This window comes from Bifidobacterium sp. AGR2158, from assembly GCF_000424225.1.
Lineage (GTDB): Bacteria > Actinomycetota > Actinomycetes > Actinomycetales > Bifidobacteriaceae > Bifidobacterium > Bifidobacterium anseris.
The window spans coordinates 448,486-468,630 of the sequence record NZ_AUJM01000011.1; the positions used below are offsets into that span (position 1 = coordinate 448,486).

31 protein-coding genes are annotated in these 20,145 nt (G+C 62.0%); 1 reads left to right on the forward strand and 30 read right to left on the reverse strand.

All coding sequences use genetic code 11. The features are described 5' to 3' along the window. Nucleotides 1-20 precede the first annotated feature (20 nt). From G606_RS0102285 to rpsJ, 30 genes are all read right to left on the reverse strand, one after another. On the reverse strand, nt 21-3,362 hold the full coding sequence (locus G606_RS0102285) for a hypothetical protein (RefSeq protein WP_026644627.1): 3,342 nt from the start codon (nt 3,360-3,362) through the stop codon (nt 21-23). Between the two features lie 194 nt (nt 3,363-3,556). Further along, the gene (gene rplQ, locus G606_RS0102290; RefSeq protein ID WP_024540952.1) at nt 3,557-4,036 is read right to left on the reverse strand and encodes a 50S ribosomal protein L17; all 480 of its coding nucleotides are present in this window, start codon (nt 4,034-4,036) and stop codon (nt 3,557-3,559) included. A 94-nt stretch (nt 4,037-4,130) separates the two neighbouring features. Beyond that, a complete protein-coding gene (locus tag G606_RS0102295) occupies nt 4,131-5,126 on the reverse strand; it encodes a DNA-directed RNA polymerase subunit alpha (protein ID WP_024540953.1) in 996 nt (331 codons plus the stop codon). 76 nt (nt 5,127-5,202) lie between these two features. Beyond that, a complete protein-coding gene (gene rpsK / locus G606_RS0102300; protein WP_024540954.1) occupies nt 5,203-5,601 on the reverse strand; it encodes a 30S ribosomal protein S11 in 399 nt (132 codons plus the stop codon). Between the two features lie 84 nt (nt 5,602-5,685). Further along, the gene (gene rpsM / locus G606_RS0102305) at nt 5,686-6,063 is read right to left on the reverse strand and encodes a 30S ribosomal protein S13 (RefSeq protein WP_024540955.1); all 378 of its coding nucleotides are present in this window, start codon (nt 6,061-6,063) and stop codon (nt 5,686-5,688) included. 129 nt (nt 6,064-6,192) lie between these two features. After that, the gene (rpmJ, locus tag G606_RS10870; protein WP_003814578.1) at nt 6,193-6,306 is read right to left on the reverse strand and encodes a 50S ribosomal protein L36; all 114 of its coding nucleotides are present in this window, start codon (nt 6,304-6,306) and stop codon (nt 6,193-6,195) included. A gap of 25 nt (nt 6,307-6,331) precedes the next feature. After that, on the reverse strand, nt 6,332-6,550 hold the full coding sequence (infA, locus tag G606_RS0102310; protein ID WP_004268611.1) for a translation initiation factor IF-1: 219 nt from the start codon (nt 6,548-6,550) through the stop codon (nt 6,332-6,334). 300 nt (nt 6,551-6,850) lie between these two features. Then, nucleotides 6,851-7,429, reverse strand: a complete 579-nt coding sequence (locus G606_RS0102315) for an adenylate kinase (RefSeq protein ID WP_026644628.1) — start codon at nt 7,427-7,429, stop codon at nt 6,851-6,853. Between the two features lie 125 nt (nt 7,430-7,554). After that, nucleotides 7,555-8,886, reverse strand: a complete 1,332-nt coding sequence (secY, locus tag G606_RS0102320; RefSeq protein WP_026644629.1) for a preprotein translocase subunit SecY — start codon at nt 8,884-8,886, stop codon at nt 7,555-7,557. Between the two features lie 344 nt (nt 8,887-9,230). Then, entirely contained in the window at nt 9,231-9,686 is a 456-nt protein-coding gene (gene rplO, locus G606_RS0102325; protein WP_024540958.1) for a 50S ribosomal protein L15, read from the reverse strand. A gap of 2 nt (nt 9,687-9,688) precedes the next feature. Further along, nucleotides 9,689-9,871 carry a 50S ribosomal protein L30 gene (gene rpmD, locus G606_RS0102330; protein ID WP_024540959.1) on the reverse strand — a complete coding sequence of 61 codons (183 nt, stop codon included), beginning with the start codon at nt 9,869-9,871 and terminating at the stop codon, nt 9,689-9,691. Continuing rightward, a complete protein-coding gene (gene rpsE, locus G606_RS0102335; protein WP_034247860.1) occupies nt 9,871-10,590 on the reverse strand; it encodes a 30S ribosomal protein S5 in 720 nt (239 codons plus the stop codon). Before rpsE ends, rpmD begins: the two co-directional genes overlap by 1 nt. After that, a complete protein-coding gene (rplR, locus tag G606_RS0102340; protein ID WP_024540961.1) occupies nt 10,587-10,958 on the reverse strand; it encodes a 50S ribosomal protein L18 in 372 nt (123 codons plus the stop codon). Before rplR ends, rpsE begins: the two co-directional genes overlap by 4 nt. Before the next feature lies 1 nt (nt 10,959). Beyond that, nucleotides 10,960-11,499, reverse strand: a complete 540-nt coding sequence (gene rplF / locus G606_RS0102345) for a 50S ribosomal protein L6 (protein WP_026644630.1) — start codon at nt 11,497-11,499, stop codon at nt 10,960-10,962. A gap of 17 nt (nt 11,500-11,516) precedes the next feature. Then, complete coding sequence (gene rpsH / locus G606_RS0102350) at nt 11,517-11,915, reverse strand: 30S ribosomal protein S8 (RefSeq protein WP_024540963.1); 399 nt, start codon at nt 11,913-11,915, stop codon at nt 11,517-11,519. An 88-nt stretch (nt 11,916-12,003) separates the two neighbouring features. Further along, nucleotides 12,004-12,189, reverse strand: coding sequence for a type Z 30S ribosomal protein S14 (locus G606_RS0102355; RefSeq protein ID WP_004268593.1), 186 nt, complete (start codon nt 12,187-12,189; stop codon nt 12,004-12,006). A 1-nt stretch (nt 12,190) separates the two neighbouring features. Next, nucleotides 12,191-12,775: a 50S ribosomal protein L5 gene (gene rplE / locus G606_RS0102360; RefSeq protein ID WP_051198359.1), complete on the reverse strand. Its 585-nt coding sequence runs from the start codon at nt 12,773-12,775 to the stop codon at nt 12,191-12,193. Further along, nucleotides 12,772-13,107: a 50S ribosomal protein L24 gene (gene rplX / locus G606_RS0102365; protein ID WP_024540965.1), complete on the reverse strand. Its 336-nt coding sequence runs from the start codon at nt 13,105-13,107 to the stop codon at nt 12,772-12,774. Before rplX ends, rplE begins: the two co-directional genes overlap by 4 nt. A gap of 1 nt (nt 13,108) precedes the next feature. Beyond that, nucleotides 13,109-13,477 carry a 50S ribosomal protein L14 gene (rplN, locus tag G606_RS0102370; protein ID WP_022858223.1) on the reverse strand — a complete coding sequence of 123 codons (369 nt, stop codon included), beginning with the start codon at nt 13,475-13,477 and terminating at the stop codon, nt 13,109-13,111. Between the two features lie 94 nt (nt 13,478-13,571). Next, entirely contained in the window at nt 13,572-13,832 is a 261-nt protein-coding gene (gene rpsQ / locus G606_RS0102375; RefSeq protein WP_024540966.1) for a 30S ribosomal protein S17, read from the reverse strand. After that, nucleotides 13,832-14,089, reverse strand: a complete 258-nt coding sequence (gene rpmC / locus G606_RS0102380) for a 50S ribosomal protein L29 (protein ID WP_026644632.1) — start codon at nt 14,087-14,089, stop codon at nt 13,832-13,834. The genes rpsQ and rpmC overlap by 1 nt, the downstream gene beginning before the upstream one ends. Further along, on the reverse strand, nt 14,089-14,508 hold the full coding sequence (rplP, locus tag G606_RS0102385; RefSeq protein ID WP_022858220.1) for a 50S ribosomal protein L16: 420 nt from the start codon (nt 14,506-14,508) through the stop codon (nt 14,089-14,091). The genes rpmC and rplP overlap by 1 nt, the downstream gene beginning before the upstream one ends. Nucleotides 14,509-14,515: 7 nt before the next feature. After that, nucleotides 14,516-15,352 (reverse strand): 30S ribosomal protein S3, encoded by an 837-nt coding sequence (rpsC, locus tag G606_RS0102390; RefSeq protein ID WP_026644633.1) that lies wholly within the window; start codon nt 15,350-15,352, stop codon nt 14,516-14,518. A 2-nt stretch (nt 15,353-15,354) separates the two neighbouring features. Next, nucleotides 15,355-15,714: a 50S ribosomal protein L22 gene (gene rplV, locus G606_RS0102395; RefSeq protein ID WP_024540969.1), complete on the reverse strand. Its 360-nt coding sequence runs from the start codon at nt 15,712-15,714 to the stop codon at nt 15,355-15,357. A 20-nt stretch (nt 15,715-15,734) separates the two neighbouring features. Further along, complete coding sequence (rpsS, locus tag G606_RS0102400; RefSeq protein ID WP_022858217.1) at nt 15,735-16,013, reverse strand: 30S ribosomal protein S19; 279 nt, start codon at nt 16,011-16,013, stop codon at nt 15,735-15,737. 15 nt (nt 16,014-16,028) lie between these two features. After that, complete coding sequence (gene rplB / locus G606_RS0102405; RefSeq protein ID WP_026644634.1) at nt 16,029-16,859, reverse strand: 50S ribosomal protein L2; 831 nt, start codon at nt 16,857-16,859, stop codon at nt 16,029-16,031. Between the two features lie 36 nt (nt 16,860-16,895). Further along, nucleotides 16,896-17,192 (reverse strand): 50S ribosomal protein L23, encoded by a 297-nt coding sequence (gene rplW, locus G606_RS0102410; RefSeq protein WP_026644635.1) that lies wholly within the window; start codon nt 17,190-17,192, stop codon nt 16,896-16,898. 5 nt (nt 17,193-17,197) lie between these two features. Beyond that, nucleotides 17,198-17,857, reverse strand: coding sequence for a 50S ribosomal protein L4 (gene rplD / locus G606_RS0102415; protein ID WP_026644636.1), 660 nt, complete (start codon nt 17,855-17,857; stop codon nt 17,198-17,200). 5 nt (nt 17,858-17,862) lie between these two features. Beyond that, nucleotides 17,863-18,510: a 50S ribosomal protein L3 gene (rplC, locus tag G606_RS0102420; RefSeq protein ID WP_026644637.1), complete on the reverse strand. Its 648-nt coding sequence runs from the start codon at nt 18,508-18,510 to the stop codon at nt 17,863-17,865. Between the two features lie 17 nt (nt 18,511-18,527). Then, the gene (gene rpsJ, locus G606_RS0102425; protein ID WP_004268570.1) at nt 18,528-18,836 is read right to left on the reverse strand and encodes a 30S ribosomal protein S10; all 309 of its coding nucleotides are present in this window, start codon (nt 18,834-18,836) and stop codon (nt 18,528-18,530) included. Nucleotides 18,837-19,168: 332 nt separating this feature from the next. On the opposite strand from rpsJ, the gene G606_RS0102430 reads away from it, so the two are divergent. Further along, entirely contained in the window at nt 19,169-20,023 is an 855-nt protein-coding gene (locus tag G606_RS0102430) for a YwiC-like family protein (RefSeq protein WP_231371381.1), read from the forward strand. Nucleotides 20,024-20,145: the final 122 nt, after the last annotated feature.

Genomic DNA, 20,145 nt, shown 5'->3' on the forward strand with positions numbered 1-20,145 from the left:
CAAATGCGCCGACCGCGCGCTCAGCGTCCGTGGCGCCTGCGCAGTCCGGAGAAGACGTACCAACCCGGAATGAGCGTCATGCCGGCGAGCAGCGCGGACAACGTGAACACGTTCCAGAAGCCGTCCGCTCCGGTGATCGGCATATGCGGTGCCGCCGTGGACAGCAGCTCGTAGCGTACGACGCTGCCGTTGTAGTCGTATCGCGCCGTCGTGTCCCATTGGGCGGTCCCGGCCGGATATCCACCTGGATACCGCGCGGTCGTGTCGCCTACGATCCGGATGGACTCCAGATTGTAGCCGGCGGGCACGAGGTCGCCCTCCTTGGCCTTGAGTTCGCTCAACGTCTGCGGGAAGTCGCTCTTCGTGAACACGTCCTGATTGTTCCTGTAATGTCTCGTCAGGTTCTCCAACGGCACGACGCGTTCGGTGCCGGAAGCGTCGACGTACGCCAGCTGCGCGGTGATCGTCGACTTGCCGGAGACCGTGATCGTGGGCGCTCTCTCGTCGCCTGCACGATAGATGAGCGGGGTCAGTTGCAGACCGGAGATGTACAGGCCGGATTCCACCGACTCGCTCTTGCCGGCGTCCACGGCGAGCGTGGGGTCGATACCGTGGAGGATGAAATGACCGGCCACCGTGTTGCTCGACAGCTGCGGCACCGTGATGAGTACCGAGCGGATCGCCGTCCAGTCGGTGACGTGTGCCGCGTCCACGTAGGAGGTCGTATCGGGCACCGCCCTCGCGCTCAATGTGGCCGGCGCCGTGGAATAGGTGACCGTCGTGCCGTCCGGGACAACCGATCGGTCCGTCGCCGTCGTGACGGGTCCCGTCAGGCGTATGCCGAACCCGTCGTCGCCGCCGTCAGGCAGGTTGACGAACTGCTGCAGATTGCGCTGCACGATCGACGAGCCGTTGTTGATGACGACTTCGATGTTTATCTCGCGCGCGTCGCGGAACGTGTTCGTCGCAGCGATGTCGTTCGATTCGCCGTTGCGGCTGAACATCACGTCGAGGTTGCCCTGCACTTGCGTCGTGTTCATCAGGATCCTCGCCGCGTTCACCGACCAGCTGCCGACGCCCACCTCGTAGAGGTCAGCCGTCCTGCCTTCGACCCATGTGGGGTTCCAGGAGGCGGCGCTCGTGTCGACCTTCCGGTTCGTCATCGGCGTCGTGGGACTATACACGTAGATCGAGTACGGGTAGACGCCGGTCGTCGCGTTGCCGAGGATCGACAGCCATGCCTGAGTGTTTGCGCCTTCATTGCAGTTGAACCAATATCCGGTGCCGCGGTAGCTGATCTTGACGACCTCGCGCCCGTCGCTCGCCTGGAATTCGCTGACCTTCGGCGAAGGGCTCTTGCCGTTATTGGAGTTGAGCGACGTCAGGCCCTTCTGGCGGTTGTATACGGTGCCGGTCGGCAGCACGTAGTAGAACTCCGGTTCATATATCGTCGGCGTCGTGCCGCCATAGCCCTGGTAGACCGAAAGGTACCCCGATTCGAGGTTCCCCGGCTCCTTGCCGTTCTGCCAGCCGAAGGGCTGCAGCGCCGCGCGCAGCTGGCTTGGCACGATTACCTGCTGCGTGACGGAAGCCTTCACCGAGAACTGGACGAAACGCCGGGAATCCGCGTCCCATTGGAACGCCTTCTCGGGATCGGTCAGCGAAATCGACGTGATCAGATCGTCGCCGCGCTTGACTGGTGCGCCGTCGTCGTACTTGGCGGCGAGCGTACCTTGCAGATACAGCATGACCCTGCCTGCGCAGTTCGCGTTGTCGTCGGCGAGCGGCGTACATGAGGACGCGTCGGCTGTATGCGCGCCGGCCGCCAGCAGGTTCGGATACAGCTTGGCGGTGCGGATCGGGGAATCCTTGACGCGTGTGATCGTGCCTCCCGCCGCCACGGTGCCGCTTTCCTGCGTGCCGTCGGCCAAGGTGAGTTCGTAGCGGTACGAAGTCAGTCCCTTGAGATCCGTGGCGCTCACTGGCGTGACGATTGCCGTGGCGTCGAAGCCGCTGGGCACGTCCATCGTGATCACGACGTCCTCGAGGTCCTCCGGGCTGTTGTTTGCGAACCCTCCGAAGACGAGCGTCGTCAGATGGCTCGGATCGGTGAGTAGGATGTCGTTGTCGGTGTTGTTGCCGGCGATCGTCACCTTGAGGCACTGCCCGTTGGCGACAGGGCACAGCCCCTTCTGGTCGCTCGAGCGCAGCTGTTCGCTCCAATCGTCCGGCAGTGTCTTGCGCAGGTGGCGCGTGACGCCTTGGGCGTCCACATAGGTCTGGTCGATGGTGATGTCGCCCGAGGCGGTGAAGGTCTGCGTGGCAGTCGTGTTCGCCGCGTTGATGCGGCCTACCAGATAGTATCCCGGCTTGCCTTGATATCCCTGCGCGCCGCTGCCCTTCGGCACAGTGATGATGATGTCGTGGCCTTCGCCGCCCGGCTGGCTGATCGTCGTGGCGTCGTCGAAGGCGTTCTTCGCCGCTGTGGCGTCCGTATTGAGGATGAAATGCGGCGGTGTCGGAATCGTGATCGTCGTGCCGTAGTTGACGGTCGAATTCACCTGCGCGGATGCGTATGACGTGTCGTCGTGCACGCCGTCGGCCTCGTTCACGTCGAAGCGGTACGTGTAGTCGGTTCTGCCGTTGACGGCGGGAACTGACCCTTGGTCCGGCGACGTGCGCACGGGCGCCTTCGGCGACATCGCCGGCTTCACATACTGCCTGATCGTCAGGGGCGGCATCTGCTCGGCCTGTGTCATCGTCTTCTTTCGGCAGGTCCATTTGATCGTCCGCGTCGATTCGCCGATGATCGTCATCGGCACGGACTGCGAAGTGTAGTTGTTGATCGCCGTCAGGTTCACGGACAGTTCGACGGATGCCGATGCGGTCTTGAAGTCGATCGAGAACACGACGGCGTCGGCCGTCTCCGTTCTGGTCACGGTGCCGATGTCGGCAGGCAGGTCGTCACCTGGACCGATGGTATAGGTGCCCGCATAAGAGGAGGATTTCGGGATGGTGACGGTATAGCTCGTGCCTGCCTCGCCCACCACGGCGAGCGTCAATGTGATGCCCGAAGGCGCGTCGGCCACGTTGCCGATCCGGTTCGCGCTCAGATACAGCTTCGCCTTGCCGTCCGCGCTGCTCGCGCTCAAGGCGTCGTCATCGCCGTCCCCGTCGCCGGTGTCCGTCCCATCGGCGGCGACAGCGGTGCGCGACTGCGATGGCTGCGCCACATCATGATCTGGTTGCACACCATATGCCGCGTAGGTGAAGAATCCCAGAATCGCCGTCATCACGACGGCCAGCAGGGCCGCGATGAGGCGACGGCCGCGCATTCCGGTCTGCTCCCTGTATCCGTTCATACTCGTTTCCAATCTGGACTCCCTAGGCAACATTGTCATGCGATGCATCGGGCATGCGGCATCGTTCGTCTATGGGGATAAGTCCGGACACGACGGCTCTGAGCGCCTAGGATAATCGGCGCACGGCATACAAGGCATATAAAAAGGGTCAGCACCTTCAAGGTGCTGACCCTCATATGGTCAGTGGACCGGACTCACTCGGCGTTCTCGGCTTCGTTCGTCGCGGTCTCGGCCGGAGCCTCAACCGGGGCCTCTTCCTTGGCGGCGACCTTCGTCGCAGCTTCGGCTTCCTTGACGACGGCCTTCTTCGGGCTCACCGGCTCGGTGACGAGCGCGATGATCGCGGCCGGAGCGGAATCGCCCTTGCGCGGCGCAATCTTGACGATGCGGGTGTAGCCGCCCTCACGCTGTTCCATCTGCTCAGCGATCTCGGTGAAGAGCTTGTGCACGACGGACTTGTTGCGGATGACGCGCATCACACGACGGCGCGAGTGCAGATCGCCACGCTTGGCGAAGGTGATCAGGCGCTCGGCGAGCGGACGAAGGCGCTTGGCCTTCGGCAGCGTCGTCGTGATGCGGCCGTGCTCGAACAGGCTCGTGGCCATGTTCGCGAGCATCAGGCGCTCGTGTGCCGGGCTGGAAGCCAGACGTGGGCCTTTCTTAGGTGTAGGCATTGTTTCTCCTTGAATGCCCCGCCGGACTCAGGTGGGCAACTGCCCGAGCATCCGAAACCGGCGAAGCGGTGGTTGTGTCGAAAGGGGTTCGGTCTCACTCGTCCTCAGGCGAGAAGAAGGTGCCACCTTCGAGGTTGCTGGTATCGAAGCCGAGCGGCGAGGCCTTGAGCGACAGTCCCAGAGACTGGAGCTTCTCCTTGACCTCATCGATGGACTTCATACCGAAATTACGGATGTCGAGCAGATCCTGCTCCGTGTGATTGACCAGTTCGCCGACCGTGTGGATGCCCTCGCGCTTGAGGCAGTTGTAGCTGCGCTGCGTGAGATTGAGATCCTCGATCGGGACGGCCATCTCCGGATCGGCCTCCTCCACGACGGGAGCGGGACCGACCTCGACGCCCTCGGCCTGCGTGTTGAGCTCACGGCACAGGCCGAAGAGCTCCACAAGCGTCGAGCCTGCGGAAGCGACGGCGTCGCGCGGGGAGATGGCCGGCTTGGTCTCCACATCCAGAATGAGCCGGTCGAAATCGGTGCGCTGTTCGACGCGCGTCGCCTCGACCTTGTAACTCACCTTGAGCACCGGCGAGTAGATGGAATCGACCGGGATGCGGCCGATCTCATCACCATCCTGCTTGTTCATCTGCGCCGGGACGTAACCGCGTCCGCGCTCGACGGTGAACTCGATCTCGAGTTCGCCATCGTCGGCGAGGGTTGCGATGTGCATCTCCGGATTGGCGATCGTGACGCCGGCCGGCGGGGTGATGTCCCCCGCGGTGGCCTCACCCTTGCCGCTCTTGCGCAGATACATGACAACGGGCTCGTCATATTCGCTCGTGAGCACGATGCCTTTGATGTTGAGCAGGATTTCAGTGACGTCTTCCTCAACTCCCGGCAGAGTGGTGAACTCGTGCAGGGCACCGGAAATACGCACCGACGTGACTGCCGCTCCCGGAATCGAGCTCAAGAGGGTACGGCGAAGCGAGTTGCCAAGCGTGTATCCGAAGCCCGGCTCGAGTGGCTCGATGATGAAACGGGAACGCTGAGGGTTGAGCGATTCCTCGGTAAGTGTCGGACGCTGTGCGATAAGCACTGTGTTATCCTTTCAGCTTCGGCCGATGGTGCACTCATCGGCCTCAAGCGGCTCTATGGATGGTTTGGTCTAGTGCTCAGACGTGGCGACGCTTCGGAGGACGCACGCCGTTGAAGGCCACCGGCGTCGCATCGGTGATCGAACCGACTTCGAGACCCGCGGACTGCAGGGAACGGATGGCGGTCTCACGACCGGAACCCGGGCCCTTGACGAAGACATCGACCTTCTTGACGCCGTGTTCCATGGCCTTGCGGGCCGCGGACTCGGCTGCCATGCCGGCGGCATACGGCGTGGACTTGCGGGAGCCCTTGAAACCGACGTCGCCACCGGACGCCCAGGACACAACCGCGCCGGACGGATCGGTGATGGAGATGATGGTGTTGTTGAACGTTGACTTGATGTGCGCCTGACCGACCGGGATCGACTTGCGATCGCGGCGACGAGTCTTGCGCGCAGCCTGCTTTTGAGCTGCCATTGACCCTCGTTTCCTTGTAACGAACTCTTGGTTGATGTGGCGCGGCGATGGTGTGAGCCGTGGCCGCGACCCGGGGCTCACCTATTACTTGGTGGCCTTCTTCTTTCCGGCGACCGTGCGCTTCGGTCCCTTGCGGGTACGCGCATTGGTCTTGGTACGCTGTCCGCGGACCGGGAGTCCCTTACGGTGACGCATGCCCTGGTAGCAGTTGATCTGAATCTTACGACGGATATCGGCGTCGATTTCACGACGCAGATCGCCTTCGATCTTGTAGTTGGACTCGAGGTAATCACGCAGCGTGATCAGCTGCTCATCCGTCAGATCCTTGACGCGGGTGTCCGGATTGATTCCGGTCGCGGCAAGGGTTTCCTTCGCACGAGTGCGGCCCACACCGAAGATGTAGGTCAGCGCAATCTCGATGCGCTTGTCATTGGGGATGTCGACTCCGGCAAGACGTGCCATTGCGATTCCTTCTGTTTCACGCAGGTCTTGCACCGAGTCTTCCGGTTTCCCGGCCCGGGCCTGCGCTCCCGGGGTTCAGTCCTCGCGGACTGTGACTTAGTGCCTGAATTGGTGTGCCGCTGGGTCTGCTCAGCCCTGACGCTGCTTGTGACGCGGGTTGGTGCAGATCACCATGACGCGGCCGTGACGACGGATCACACGGCAGTTCTCGCAGATCCTCTTCACACTTGGGCTAACCTTCATGGTTGTTCCTTACTTTAGCTGTACCTTACTTGTAGCGGTACGTAATCCGACCACGATTGAGATCGTATGGGCTCATCTCGAGCACGACGCGGTCCTGCGGCAGGATGCGGATGTAGTTCTTGCGCATCTTGCCCGAGATCGTCGCCAGCACGATATGCTTGTTCTCCAGCTCGACGCGGAACATCGCGTTCGGCAATGCCTCGACGACTCGTCCTTCGACTTCAATCACACCGTCTTTTGCCATAATCTCGATTCCATTCGATGATCGACTTACTGCTGTGTCCGAAGACACACCAAATTGCAAGAATACACGAAAAGTCCTGAGATACAAATACGGCGTGTCGTATCACGTCCTGTCCTGCACAACCGACGCCGTTCCCCCGATATTCCCCGTGCGTCGCACTCCCCTATCCTATATGTCCTATATGGCAACGTGATCTGTGCCGATATGCGACGACGTGCGGCCGCCTGCCCCCGAAGGGCGCGGCGGCCGCACGTCGGCTGTGTCATCGTATGCGTGTCATTGCGTGCACGCGTTCGGCGTTCAGCTCGCCTTGACGTTCGCGTCGAGCTTCTCGATGATCGTCTGTGAGATCGAGTCGACATCGCCGACGCCGTCGACGGTGATGAGCAGGCCGCGCTCCTTGTAGATGTCGAGCAGCGGAGCCGTCTCCTTCTCGTAGGTTTCGAGACGCTTGGCGATGACCTCCGGCGTGTCGTCGGAACGGCCTTGCTCCTTCGCGCGCTTGGCCATGCGCTCGAGCAGCACGTCGCGGCCCGCTTCGAGCGCTACGACGGCGTCGAGGCTCTGGCCGAGCTCGGCGAGCATCGTGTCGAGCGCCTCGACCTGGGAGGCGTTGCGCGGATAGCCGTCGAGGATCCAGCCGTTGACGGTGTCGTCCATCGCGAGGCGGTCCTTGACGATTGTGTTCGTCAGCGAGTCCGGTACGAGCTCGCCCTTGTCCGTGTAGGACAGCGCTTCGAGGCCGAGCGGCGTCTTGTGCTTGATGTTGTAGCGGAAGATGTCGCCGGTCGAGATGGCCGGAATGTCGTAGTGGGTGGCGAGCAGTGCAGCCTGCGTGCCCTTGCCGACGCCCTGGGGTCCCATGATGAGAAGACGCATGAGCGGTCCTTTCGTTGTCGCATTGCTGGATGAATCCACGTCAAGCATACTCGGACGCGCGAATGCATGAAGCCACCGCCCATGCGGACGGTGGCTTCAGTTCAGGTCGATCGCGGAGATGCCGGTCACTTGCCTTCGATATGTTCGTTGTTCTCGAACAGGAATCCAGCGTACTGGTACTGCTCAGTCTGGGCCTTTGCCTGACGCAGCGTGTCAAGTCCGACGCCGGCGATAATCAGGATCGTCGTACCGCCGAAGGGCAGCTGCGTGTTGAGGTTGAGCGCCATGATGAGCACGGTCGGCAGCAGCGCGACGAAGAGCAGGTAGACGGCACCGACGGTGTTGAGTCGGTTGATGACGTACTTGAGGTAACGCGCCGTCGCGTTGCCCGCGCGGATGCCCGGGATGAAGCCGCCGTACTGCTTCATGTTGTCTGCGGTCTCGTCCGGGTTGAACGTGATCTCGGTGTAGAAGAACGTGAAGAACACGATCATCAGCGCGTACAGCAGGATGTACCACAGCGTCGTCGAGTTCGCGAGGTTCGTGTTGATCCACTGCACCCAGCTCGCGTCGGACTTGCCGAACTGTGCGATGAGCGTCGGAATCGCGAGGATCGACGAAGCGAAGATTGGCGGGATGACGCCGCTCATGTTGATCTTGAGCGGCAGGTAGGTCGACGATCCGCCGTACATCTTGCGGCCGATCATGCGGCGCGTGTACTGCACCGGGATGCGGCGCTGCGAAAGCTCGACGTAGTTGACGAAGACCATGATGACGAGCAGGACGCCGGTGACGATCGCGAACTTGCCCCAGTTGCCGTCGGAGCCGTTCGTGCCGTAGCCGATCTGCCACAGCTGCGGCAGGAAGCCGGAGCAGATGGACAGGAAGATGAGGATCGACATGCCCTGGCCGATGCCCTTCTCGGTGATGAGTTCGGCCATCCACATGATCAGGCCGGTGCCGCCGGTCATGACGAGGACCATGACGACGAGCGTCCAGATCGAACCGTCCGGGATGATGTTCGGGCACTGGTAATTGAACAGCGCGCCGGACTTCGCGGTGACGACGATCGTTGTCGACTGCAGGATCGCCAGGCCGATCGTCAGGTAACGCGTGTACTGCGTGAGCTTCGCCTCACCCGACTGGCCTTCCTTGTGCAGCGTCTCGAAGCGCGGGATGACGACGCGCAGCAGCTGAATGACAATCGACGCGGTGATGTACGGCATGACGCCGAGTGCGAAGATGGACAGCTGGAGCATCGCGCCGCCGGAGAACAGGTTGACCAGTCCGATGAAGTTCTCGGAGCCGGTGCTCGCCGTACACGCACGCACGGCCTGCTCGCTGACGCCCGGGGCGGGGATGAACGCGCCGATGCGGTAAATGATGATCATGCCAAGGACGAAGAAGATCTTCTTCCTCAGCTCCTTGGTTCGGAAGGCCTGGATTAATGTCCTCACCTTGGGTTCCCTCCATGTCTCGTACGAACTCTCTCGCACACGGTCGAAAAACACACTCTAGGGGATGAGTTTAGCCCATCGTGTCTACCGGTTGCGTCGTCGCTTCCAAAATCTATAGAATTTCCGCACATTTCGTATACCGAAAACGTTCGCAGTCAGCCGCGATGCGGGCGTCGGCGCCCACAATACGCGCGGTCGGCGGTGCGGATCCGGCCGCATAACGGTTGCAAACACGGTTTGAATGATACGGGTCCGGATAATGATATGGTCCCCTCCCGCGATGCGTGGAGGGGACCATATCGACTAGTCGATCAGGTCGGGGCGCAAGCCCCGGCCGATCTCAATCAGTCTTCGCTGATCGAGCCACCGGCGGCTTCGATCTTCGCCTTGGCGGAAGCGGAGGCCTTGACACCCTTGATGGTGAAGGCCACCGTCGTCTCGCCCTCGCCGAGGACCTTGACCGGACGGTTGGCGCGCACGGCACCCTTGGCCACGAGATCAGCCACGGTGACGTCGCCACCCTGCGGGAAGAGTTCCGCGAGGGTGCTGATGTTGACGACCTGATACTCGGTCTTGAACGGGCTACGGAAGCCGCGGAGCTTCGGCAGGCGCATGTAGAGCGGCAGCTGGCCACCTTCGAAGCCAGGACGGACCTGGTAGCGCTTCTTGGTACCCTTGTCGCCACGACCCGAGGTCTTGCCCTTCGAGCCTTCACCACGACCGACGCGAATGCGATCCTTCTTGGCGCCCGGAGCCGGACGGAGGTCATGCATCTGCAGAATGTTGTTCTCTTCAGCCATGATCACTCAGCCTCCTCGACCTTGACCAGATGACGCACGACGTTGATGAGGCCGCGCGTCGTCGAATTGTCTTCACGGACGACGCTCTGACCGATCTTGCGAAGGGCCAGCGTCTGCACGGTCGCACGCTGCTTCGGGTTCGCACCGCAGACACCGTGCACGAGCGTGATCTTGAGATTAGCCATCACTCACCATCCTTTGCGGCAGCCTGGGCTTCCTCGCGGGCCTTGCGGGCCTCGGCGATGCCGGCCGCACGAGAGCGGAGCAGCGCATCCGGCGCGACTTCCTGCACGGACAGTCCACGACGGGCCGCGATCTCCTCGGGCTCTTCGAGCTGCTTGAGGGCGTCGACGGTCGCGCGAACCACGTTGACCGCGGTCGACGAACCCATCGACTTCGTCAGGACGTCGGTGATGCCTGCGCATTCCATGACGGCGCGCACCGCGGAGCCGGCGATAACGCCGGTACCCGGAGCGGCCGGACGAAGCATGACGACGCCGGCGTGGTCGCGACCGGTGACCGGGTGGGTCACGGTGCCGCGGACGCGCGGAACGTTGAACAGATGCTTCTTGGCGTCCAGCTGGCCCTTGGCGATGGCCGCCGGGACCTCACGGGACTTGCCGTAGCCGACGCCGACGGTGCCGTTGCCGTCACCGACGACGACGAGCGCGGCGAAGCTGAACGTACGGCCGCCCTTGTGGGTCTTGGACACGCGGTTGATCGTCACGACGCGATCGAGCATCTCGTCGCCGCGATTCTCCTCGCGACGGTTGCGACGCTCGCCACGACGGCCTTCGCCACGCTGTCCGCGACGGTTCCTGCGGTCGTCGTTGTTGGACTCAGCGGTTGCCTGAGTGTTCTGAGTTTCTTCAGCCACCTGGGTTTCCTTTTCGTTGTCGCTCACAGTGCCAGACCTCCCTCGCGGGCGCCATCAGCAACGGCTGCGACGCGACCATGGTACATGTTGCCGCCACGGTCGAAGACGACCGCGGTGATGCCTGCATCCTGAGCCTTCTTGGCGATCAGGAGGCCGACCTGCTTGGCCGCTTCGGTCTTCGTGCCCTCGAAGTCGGCGAAATCGCTCATCAGCGTGGATTCACTGACGATCGTCTTGCCGATCGTGTCATCGACGATCTGGGCGACCATGTGACGGTTGGAACGCGTGACCACCAGACGCGGGAGCTCGGCGGTGCCGCTGATGCGCTTGCGGATACGAGCGTGGCGACGCTTCAGAGCGACCTTCTTGCCTTTACCGTAGATCTTGACGCTCATATCACTTACCAGCCTTTCCAGCCTTGCGACGGATGCGCTCGTCCGAATACTTGATTCCCTTGCCCTTGTAGGGTTCCGGAGCACGAAGCTTGCGGATGTTCGCGGCAACCTGGCCAACGACCTGCTTGTCGGTGCCCTTGACGATCACCTGGTTCGGGTTCGGCAGTTCGAACTCGATGCCTTCCGGCGGCTCAACGGTGATGGTGTGGGAGTAACCGAGCGAGAACTCGATGCCCTTGCCCTTCATCTGAGCGCGGTAACCGGTGCCGACGATGTCGAGGCTCTTCGTGTAGCCGTCATGCACACCCTTGACCATCGAGGCCATGATGGAGCGAGCGAGGCCGTGCTTCGCACGGGTCGGGCGCAGATCGTCGTTGGCAGTGACGATGAGCTCGTTGCCTTCGACCTTGGCCGAGATGCCTTCAGGGATGGTGTAGGAGTCGGAGCCCTTCGGTCCCTTGACCGTGAACTCCTGACCGTTGATCGTGATTTCATCGCCCGCCGGAATGGTGATCGGGAGCTTGCCAATATGTGATGCCATTGTTCAGCTCTCCTTTCTCACCAAACGTAGGCGACGATCTCGCCGCCGATGCCCCGGTCGAGGCATTCCTTCTGGGTCATCAGTCCCGAGCTCGTCGAGATGATGGCGATTCCGAGACCACCGAGCGGCATCGGCAGCGCGTCGGACTTCGCGTAACGGCGAAGGCCCGGCTTCGAAATGCGCTTGATGCCCTGGATGGAGCGCTCGCCGTTCGGGCCGTACTTGAGCGTGAGCTCGAGCGTCTGGCCGACACGGGCCTCCTTGGCGGTGAAGTCCGCGATGTAGCCTTCACGCTTGAGGATCTCGGCGATGTTCTTCTTGAACTTGGAGTACGGCATATCCACGGTTTCGTGCTTGGCCGCGCTCGCATTACGCAGACGCGTAAGCATATCTGCGATCGGATCTGTCATTGTCATTTGGGCTAACGCCCTTTCTCGCCGTGGTTTCCGCCGCCCTTGGGACTGGGACCAGTCCTTCAGGGCCGCGGACCTTCAGCGTCGATATTTACCAACTGGACTTCGTGACGCCGGGCAGCTCGCCGCGGTGGGCCTTCTCGCGAAGGCAGATACGGCAGAGGCCGAACTTGCGGTAGACCGAATGAGGACGGCCGCAGACCATGCAACGGGTGTACGCACGCACCTTGAACTTCGGCTTGCGCAGCGCCTTGACCTTAAGACACGTTTTTGCCATTTCAGTTCTCCTTGAACGGGAAGCCGAGCGCCTTGAGCAGCGCATAGGCCTCATCGTCGCTCTTAGTGGTGGTCACCACGGTGATGTCCATGCCGCGCTGGTGATCGATCGAATCCGGATCGATCTCGTGGAACATGGACTGCTCGGTCAGACCGAAGTTGTAGTTGCCCTGACCGTCGAACTGGTGGCCGTTGATGCCGCGGAAATCGCGGATGCGCGGCAGCGCCAGCGTGAGAAGACGATCGAGGAACTCCCACATGCGGTCGCCGCGCAGCGTGACGTAGGCACCGATGGCCTGGCCTTCACGCAGATGGAACTGCGCGACGGACTTCTTGGCCTTCGTGATCTTCGGCTTCTGACCGGTGATCGCGGTGAGGTCACGCACGGCGCCTTCGATGAGCTTGGAGTCGCGAGCCGCGGCACCGACGCCCATCGAGACGACGACCTTCTCGATGCGAGGGATCTGCATCGGGTTGTCGTGCTTGAATTCCTTCTCGAGTTCAGGGACGATGACGTCCTTGTACTCCTGCTTCAGGCGCGGAGTAACAGGCGCTTCGATGGTGATCTCTTCAACCACTTCGCTCATGCCAGCTCCTTTCCTGACTTCTTCGCAACGCGGACGCGCACGGTCTTGACCTTGCCGTCGCGTGCTTCTTCCTTGACGATGACACCAACGCGCGTCGGCTGCTTGGTCTCGGGATCGATGACCATCACGTTGGAGCGATGGATCGGGGCCTCGACCTCGACGATGCCGGCCTGCTGACCCTGCTGGGTCGCGCGGACGTGCTTCTTGACGATCTGAACGCCTTCGACGATCAGACGGTCATCCTTGAGCACACGCTTGACGGTGCCTTCCTTGCCGCGATCCTTGCCGCGGATGACCTTGACCAGGTCGCCGCTCTTAATCTTGGCTACCATTTCAGATCACCTCCGGGGCGAGGGACACGATGCGCATGAAGCGCTTGTCGCGCAGTTCACGGCCAACCGGTCCGAAGATACGAGTGCCCTTCGGTTCACGGCCGGAGCCGAGAATGACGGCGGCGTTCTCGTCGAACTTGATGTAGGAGCCGTCGGCACGACGGCGTTCCTTGACGGTGCGGACGACGACGGCCTTGACGACGTCGCCCTTCTTGACGGAACCGTTAGGGATCGCGTCCTTAACGGAGGCGACGATGACGTCGCCGATTCCAGCATAGCGTCGCTTCGATCCGCCGAGCACTCGGATGCACAGGAGTTCCTTCGCACCCGTGTTGTCGGCGACATGAAGCCGCGTTTCCTGTTGAATCATTGATTCTCCTTAGCCGAGCTGGTTCTCCCTGATCACCCGGTCCATCCTAGCGTAAGGATGGACCGGGTGAATCAGCGAGCCTTGCCGAACTTTATTACTTAGCGCGCTCGATGATGCTATCGAGACGCCAACGCTTGGTCTTGCTCAGTGGACGAGTCTCCATGATACTCACGAGGTCGCCAACGTGAGCCTCATTGTGTTCGTCATGAGCCTTGACCGTGCGGGTTGAACGGACGACCTTGCCATACAGCGGGTGGGTCGTACGGAGTTCGAGTTCCACGGAAATGGTCTTGTCCATCTTATCGGACACGACATAACCGCGACGAACCTTGCGGGAGTTGCGCTCTTCAGCCATTACTTCTCCTCAGCTTTCGTTTCGGTCGCCTCGGGAGCCTGGCTGATGCCAAGCTCGCGTTCGCGCAGGACAGTGTACATCCTGGCGATGTCGCGCTTGACCGCCTTAAGGCGGGCGGTGTTCTCAAGCTGACCGGTCGCGTGCTGGAAGCGCAGGTTGAACAGCTCTTCCTTGGACTTCTTGAGGAAGCCCTCGATCTCCGCGTTGGTCTTCTCGTTGAGATTCTTCATCGTGTATTCTTCGGATCCGACTGCCATCAGATGTCACCGCCTTCACGAGCAATCACACGGCACTTCATGGGGAGCTTGTCGATTGCGCGGCGCAGGGCCTCGCGAGCGACATCCTCGGAAACGCCACCGATCTCGAACATAACGCGTCCGGGGTGGACGTTGGCGATCCAGAACTCCGGGGTACCCTTACCGGAACCCATTCGGGCGCCGAGCGGGTGCTTGGTGAGCGGACGATCCGGGAAGATCGTGATCCACACCTTGCCACCACGCTTGATGTAGCGGGTCATCGCGATACGAGCCGCTTCGATCTGGCGGTTGGTGACATAGGCCGGAGCCATTGCCTGGATGGCGAAATCGCCGAAGTTGATCTCGTTGCCGCCCTTGGACATGCCATGGCGGTCCGGACGGTGCTGCTTACGGTATTTGGTCCTCTTTGGGATAAGCATCTTCAGCTCACTCCTTAGTTTCCGATGCCGGTGCAGCGGTGGCGTCCTGCGCGACCGGGGCTTCGATCGGCTGATCCGGGCCGGTCTTCACCTGGTTCTGCTGGTTGCCGCGCTGACCATTGCGCTGGCCACGGCGCGGGCGGCGATCGCCGCGACGGCCGTTGCGGTTGTTGCCCTGCTGCGCCTGCTGCTCTTCGAACTCACGCTCGGTCATGTCGCCCTTGTAGATCCACACCTTGACACCGATGCGGCCGTAGGTGGTCTTGGCCTCGAAGAAGCCGTAATCAATGAGGGCGCGGAGCGTCTGCAGCGGGACGCGGCCTTCGCGGTAGAACTCCGAACGGCTCATTTCGGCGCCGCCGAGACGGCCCGAGAGCTTGATACGGATACCCTTGGCGCCGGCGCGCATGGCGTCCTGCTGAGCCTTGCGCATCGCGCGACGGAAGGTCACGCGGTTCGTCAGCTGCTCGGCGATGCCCTGAGCGACGAGCTGGGCGTCCAGCGCCGGGTTCTTCACTTCGAAGATGTTGAGCTGGACCTGCTTGCCGGTGAGCTTCTCGAGCTTGGCGCGAACGCGCTCCGCCTCGGCGCCGCGGCGGCCGATGACGATGCCCGGGCGGGCCGTGTGGATGTCCACACGCACGCGGTCACGGGTGCGCTCGATGATGATGCGGGACACGCCTGCACGCTCGAGATCCTTCGTCATCTCCTTGCGGATGGCGTCGTCTTCGAGCACGAAGTCACGGTAACGTTCGCCGGCCTTGTTGGAATCAGAGAACCACTTCGAACGATGGTCCTCAGTAATGCCCAGGCGATAGCCAAAGGGATTAATCTTCTGACCCATCTTTAGCGGGCTCCTTCCTTGGTGGCGACGACGACCGTGATGTGGCTCGTACGCTTGTTGATACGAGCCGCACGGCCCTGTGCACGAGCGCGGAAACGCTTGAGCGTCACGCCTTCGTCCACATAGGTCTCCTTGATGTACAGGTCGTTCTCGCGGAACGGCTCGCCGGCCTTGTCGGCCTTCACGCGAGCGTTGGCGATGGCGCTCTCAAGGACCTTGAGCACCGGGGTGCTCGCATCCTGCGGAGCGAACTTGAGGATGGTGATTGCATCTGCCGCCTTCTTGCCTCGGATGAGGTTGACCATACGGCGAGCCTTGCGCGGCGTCACGCGGACGTGACGGGCGATTGCTTTAGCTTCCATGTGTCCTTACTCTCCTACTTTCAGCGGCGCGACTTCTTGTCGTCCTTCACGTGACCCTTGAAGGTACGCGTCGGAGCGAACTCACCGAGCTTGTGACCGACCATGGCCTCGGTGACGAACACCGGGACGTGCTTGCGGCCATCGTGAACTGCGAAGGTGTGTCCGATGAAATCAGGGGTGATCATCGAACGGCGCGACCACGTCTTGATGACGTTGTGCGTGCCCTTCTCATTCTGCTCGTCGACTTTCTTCTGCAGGTGGGCGTCGACGAAGGGGCCCTTCTTGATGCTACGAGTCATCTGTTCGACACTCCCTTACTTGCGGTTCTTGCCATTAGGACGACGACGAACGATCATCTTGTTCGAAGCCTTCTTAGGACGGCGAGTACGAACCTCACCCTTGCCCCACGGGGAGACCGGCGGCTTGCCGCCACGGGTACGACCACCATGCGGGTGATCGACAGGGTTCATGGACTCACCACGGGTGATCGGACGCTTGCCCATCCAACGTGCACGACCTGCCTTACCAAGCTGGATGTTGGCGTGGTCGGAGTTGCCGACCTCACCAATCGTCGCGCGGCAGCGGGCGTCCACATTGCGAATCTCGCCGGACGGCATACGCAGCTGGGCGTAGGCGCCGTCCTTCGCGACGAGCTGCACGGCGGCGCCGGCGGAACGTGCGATCTTCGCGCCGCCGAGCGGGCGGAGCTCAATCGCGTGGACCACGGTACCGGTCGGGATGTTGCGCAGCGGGAGGTTGTTGCCCGGCTTGATGTCGGCCTTGGCACCGGTCTCGATGCGGTCGCCCTGCTTGACGCCTTCCGGAGCGATGATGTAGCGCTTCTCGCCGTCGGCGTAGTGCAGCAGCGCGATGCGGGCGGAACGGTTCGGATCGTACTCGATCTCGGCAACCGTCGCCGGCACGCCGTCCTTGTCCCAACGCTTGAAGTCGATGAGACGGTACTGACGCTTGTGGCCGCCGCCGCGATGGCGGGAGGTCATGCGGCCGTACGAGTTGCGGCCGCCAGTCTTGCTGTTCTTGCGTACGAGCGACTTCTCAGGCGTGCGGCGCGTGAGGTCGGAGAAGTCCGACACGGACGCGTTGCGACGGCCAGGAGTGGTCGGCTTATAAACGCGGATAGCCATAATCTAGTTCTTCCTTTAACTTTTGTCGGCTAACCTTCAGTTACCGAAGATGTCGATCGACTGACCCTCGGCGACGGTCACGATTGCGCGCTTCTCATTGACGCGACGGCCGTAGCCGGTGCGGGTGCGCGTGCGCTTGCCTGCACGGTTGAGGGTGTTGACGTTCGTCACCTTGACCTTGAAGATCTCCTCGATGGCCTGCTTGATCTGCACCTTGTTCGCGTCCGGGGCGACCACGAAGGTGTACTGACCCATATCGGACAGGGCGTAGCTCTTTTCGGAGACGACAGGCTTGAGGATGATATCGTGAGCTGGCTTGTGAACTGCGACCATGAAAATCAGGCCTCCTTTTCTGCCGGCTTCTTCGCCTCGAGGAACGCTTCGTAGCCTTCCTTCGAGAACACCACGTACTGGGCGGTCACCACGTCGTAGGTGTTGAGCTGATCGGCGAAGATCGGATGAACGGTCGGGATGTTGCGCACGGAGAGCCACTCGTTGATGTTGTCGCGGGACAGCACGACGGTCGTGAACCCATCGCCGACGATCGGCGTGAGCGCGGCGATCGCGGTCTTCGTCGACGGCTCGGTGATGCCGAAGTCGATGACGGCGACGCGGCCGTTGTTCGCACGGTCGGACAGCACGTACTTGAGCGCTGCGGCCTTCATCTTCTTCGGGGTGCGCTGGGAGTAGTCACGCGGAACCGGTCCGTGGACAACGCCGCCGTGGTACCACTGCGGAGCGCGGATCGAGCCCTGACGAGCGCGGCCGGTGCCCTTCTGCTTCCACGGCTTGCGGCCGCCACCGGAGACCTTGGCGCGGTTCTTGACCGCGTGGGTGCCCTGACGCGCGGCGGCGAGCTGCGCGATGACGACCTGATGGATCAGCGGGACGTGCTGCTGGACCTCTTCGGCGGTGAAGCCGAAGAAATCAGCGGGCGCCTCGATCGAGCCAGTGGCCTGGCCCTTGTTGTCGGTGACGTTCAGAGTAACGTTTGCCATGAGTCTCAGGCTCCCTTCACTGCAGAACGGACGAGCACGATGCCACCCTTCGGGCCCGGGATGGCGCCCTTGATGGCGATGACGCCATTCTCAACGTCCGAGGAGACCACGGTGAGGTTGAGAACGGTGTTCGTGGCGTGGCCCATGCGGCCAGCCATGCGCTTGCCCTTGAGGATACGGCTCGGAGTCGCGCATGCGCCGACCGAACCCGGACGGCGTTCGTTCTTGTGGGAACCGTGCGTACGGCGGTAGGACTTGAAGCCCCAGCGCTTGATGGTGCCGGCGAAGCCCTTGCCCTTGGTCGTGCCGGTCACGTCGACCTGCGCGCCCTCCGGGAAGAGTTCGGCGGTGAGTTCCTGACCCGGCTGGAAATCCTCGACGTTGTCGGTGCGGACCTCAGCGAGGTGACGGCGCGGCGTGACGCCGGCCTTCGCGAAGTGGCCGGCAAGCGGCTTGGTGACCTTGCGCGGGTCGACCTGGCCGTAGCCGAGCTGGACGGCCTTGTAGCCGTCAGTCTCTTCGTTCTTGACTGCGGTCACGACGTTCGTGGAGACGTCCACGAGGGTGACGGGGACGAAGAATCCGTTCTCGTCCCAAACCTGCGACATACCGAGCTTCTTGCCCAGCAGTGCGGTGCGCTTGGTGTTCGACATAGCGATTCCTCCTCCCTTTACAGCTTGATCTCGATGTTGACGTCCGCAGGCAGATCAATATGCATGAGGGAGTCCACAGCCTTGGGGGTGGGATCCACAATATCGATGAGACGCTTGTGAGTGCGCATCTCGAAATGCTCGCGGGAATCCTTGTACTTATGCGGAGAACGGATGACGCAGTACACGTTCTTCTCCGTCGGGAGCGGAACCGGGCCAACCACAGTTGCACCCGCGTTCGTCACCGTTTCGACGATCTTCTTCGCCGATTGGTCGATGACCTCATGGTCATAGGACTTAAGCCTGATGCGGATTTTCTGTCCCGCCATTGCCTTCCGCCCTTTCTAGCGATTCGTTGACTATTTACCACTAACCTGCTCAGGGCACCGGCGAAGAGCACCCGGAAGACACACGCCTCCCGGCTGATCCACATCAGTGCATGGCCACGAAGTCCGTCCCTTGCGGAATGACCCGCGCCACGCTCGCTTTTTTGAATTCCAATTATGCGAGCCCTTTTCAGGCAACTGTTATATTCAACCACCAGCCCCCTACATGATGTATCCCGGGCGTGTCGCGACCGAGATATGGGAAAACAGACGCTTCAGGGAAAATCACCGCCACCTTCTGGCGTGCCGAAGTCCGCCCACCTAGGCTGGTGGGCATGCTTCAGACACCTTCCTCCTCTTCAATGATGCCTGAAACGCATGCCGATGCCCGGCCGCGCAGGTCCAAGCGCCATTCGGTCCGCGACTGGGTCTCGACCGAGCCGGGTGCATGGTCGATCGCGCTGTTCCCGTCGCTCGCCGCATGGGCCGCGGCCGGTCCGACATGGGCATCGACATGGCTCATCGCGCTATGGGCGCTGTGTTACTGCGTGCAGTTCACGGCGGCTCGCTGGTGCAAGTCGCGCTTCCGCAGGCGCTATCTGACTCCGATGGTGACCTATGCGCTGATTCTGGCGGCCGCTGGCGTACCATTCCTCGTCCTGCATCCAGGCATCCTGTGGTGGGCGCCGATCTATGTCGCGCTGTGCGGCGTCTCGCTGCTCGCCTCATGGATGCGGCGCGAACGCAGCCTGTGGGCGAATCTGGTCGCCGTGCTCGCTGCGTCGGCGATGGCGACGGTCATCGCGCCCTTCGGCTCGCGTTGCGCCGCGCCGGCGGCGACCGACCATCTGCCGAGGTTCTACGATCCGACGCTCTTGCCGAGCCTCGGCGTCGAGATCGCCGTTGGCTTCGCGCTCGCATTGTTCGGTTCGGTGCTGTTCGTCAAGACGATGATTCGAGAACGCGGCCGCCGCTCCTATCTGCATGCGAGCTGGACCTACCATGCGATCCTCGTCGCGCTCGGGTTCCTGTGTGATGTGCTGTACGGGGTGCTCGCATTGGCGTTGCTCGCGCGCGCCGTCGCTTTGCCGCTCATCGCGCGGCGCAGAACCGTACCTGTCAAGGTCGTCGGCATCACCGAATCAATCATGAGTCTGCTGATGCTGATCCTGATCCCGCTCGGCGCATGAGGCGCAAACATATAGAACGGTGCAACCATATATATGGAGCGGTTCCCGCCCGATCACTCGGGCGGGAGCCGCTCCATATATATGCACAGTCATTTCATCCACAAGTCATCGGCCGCGGCGCG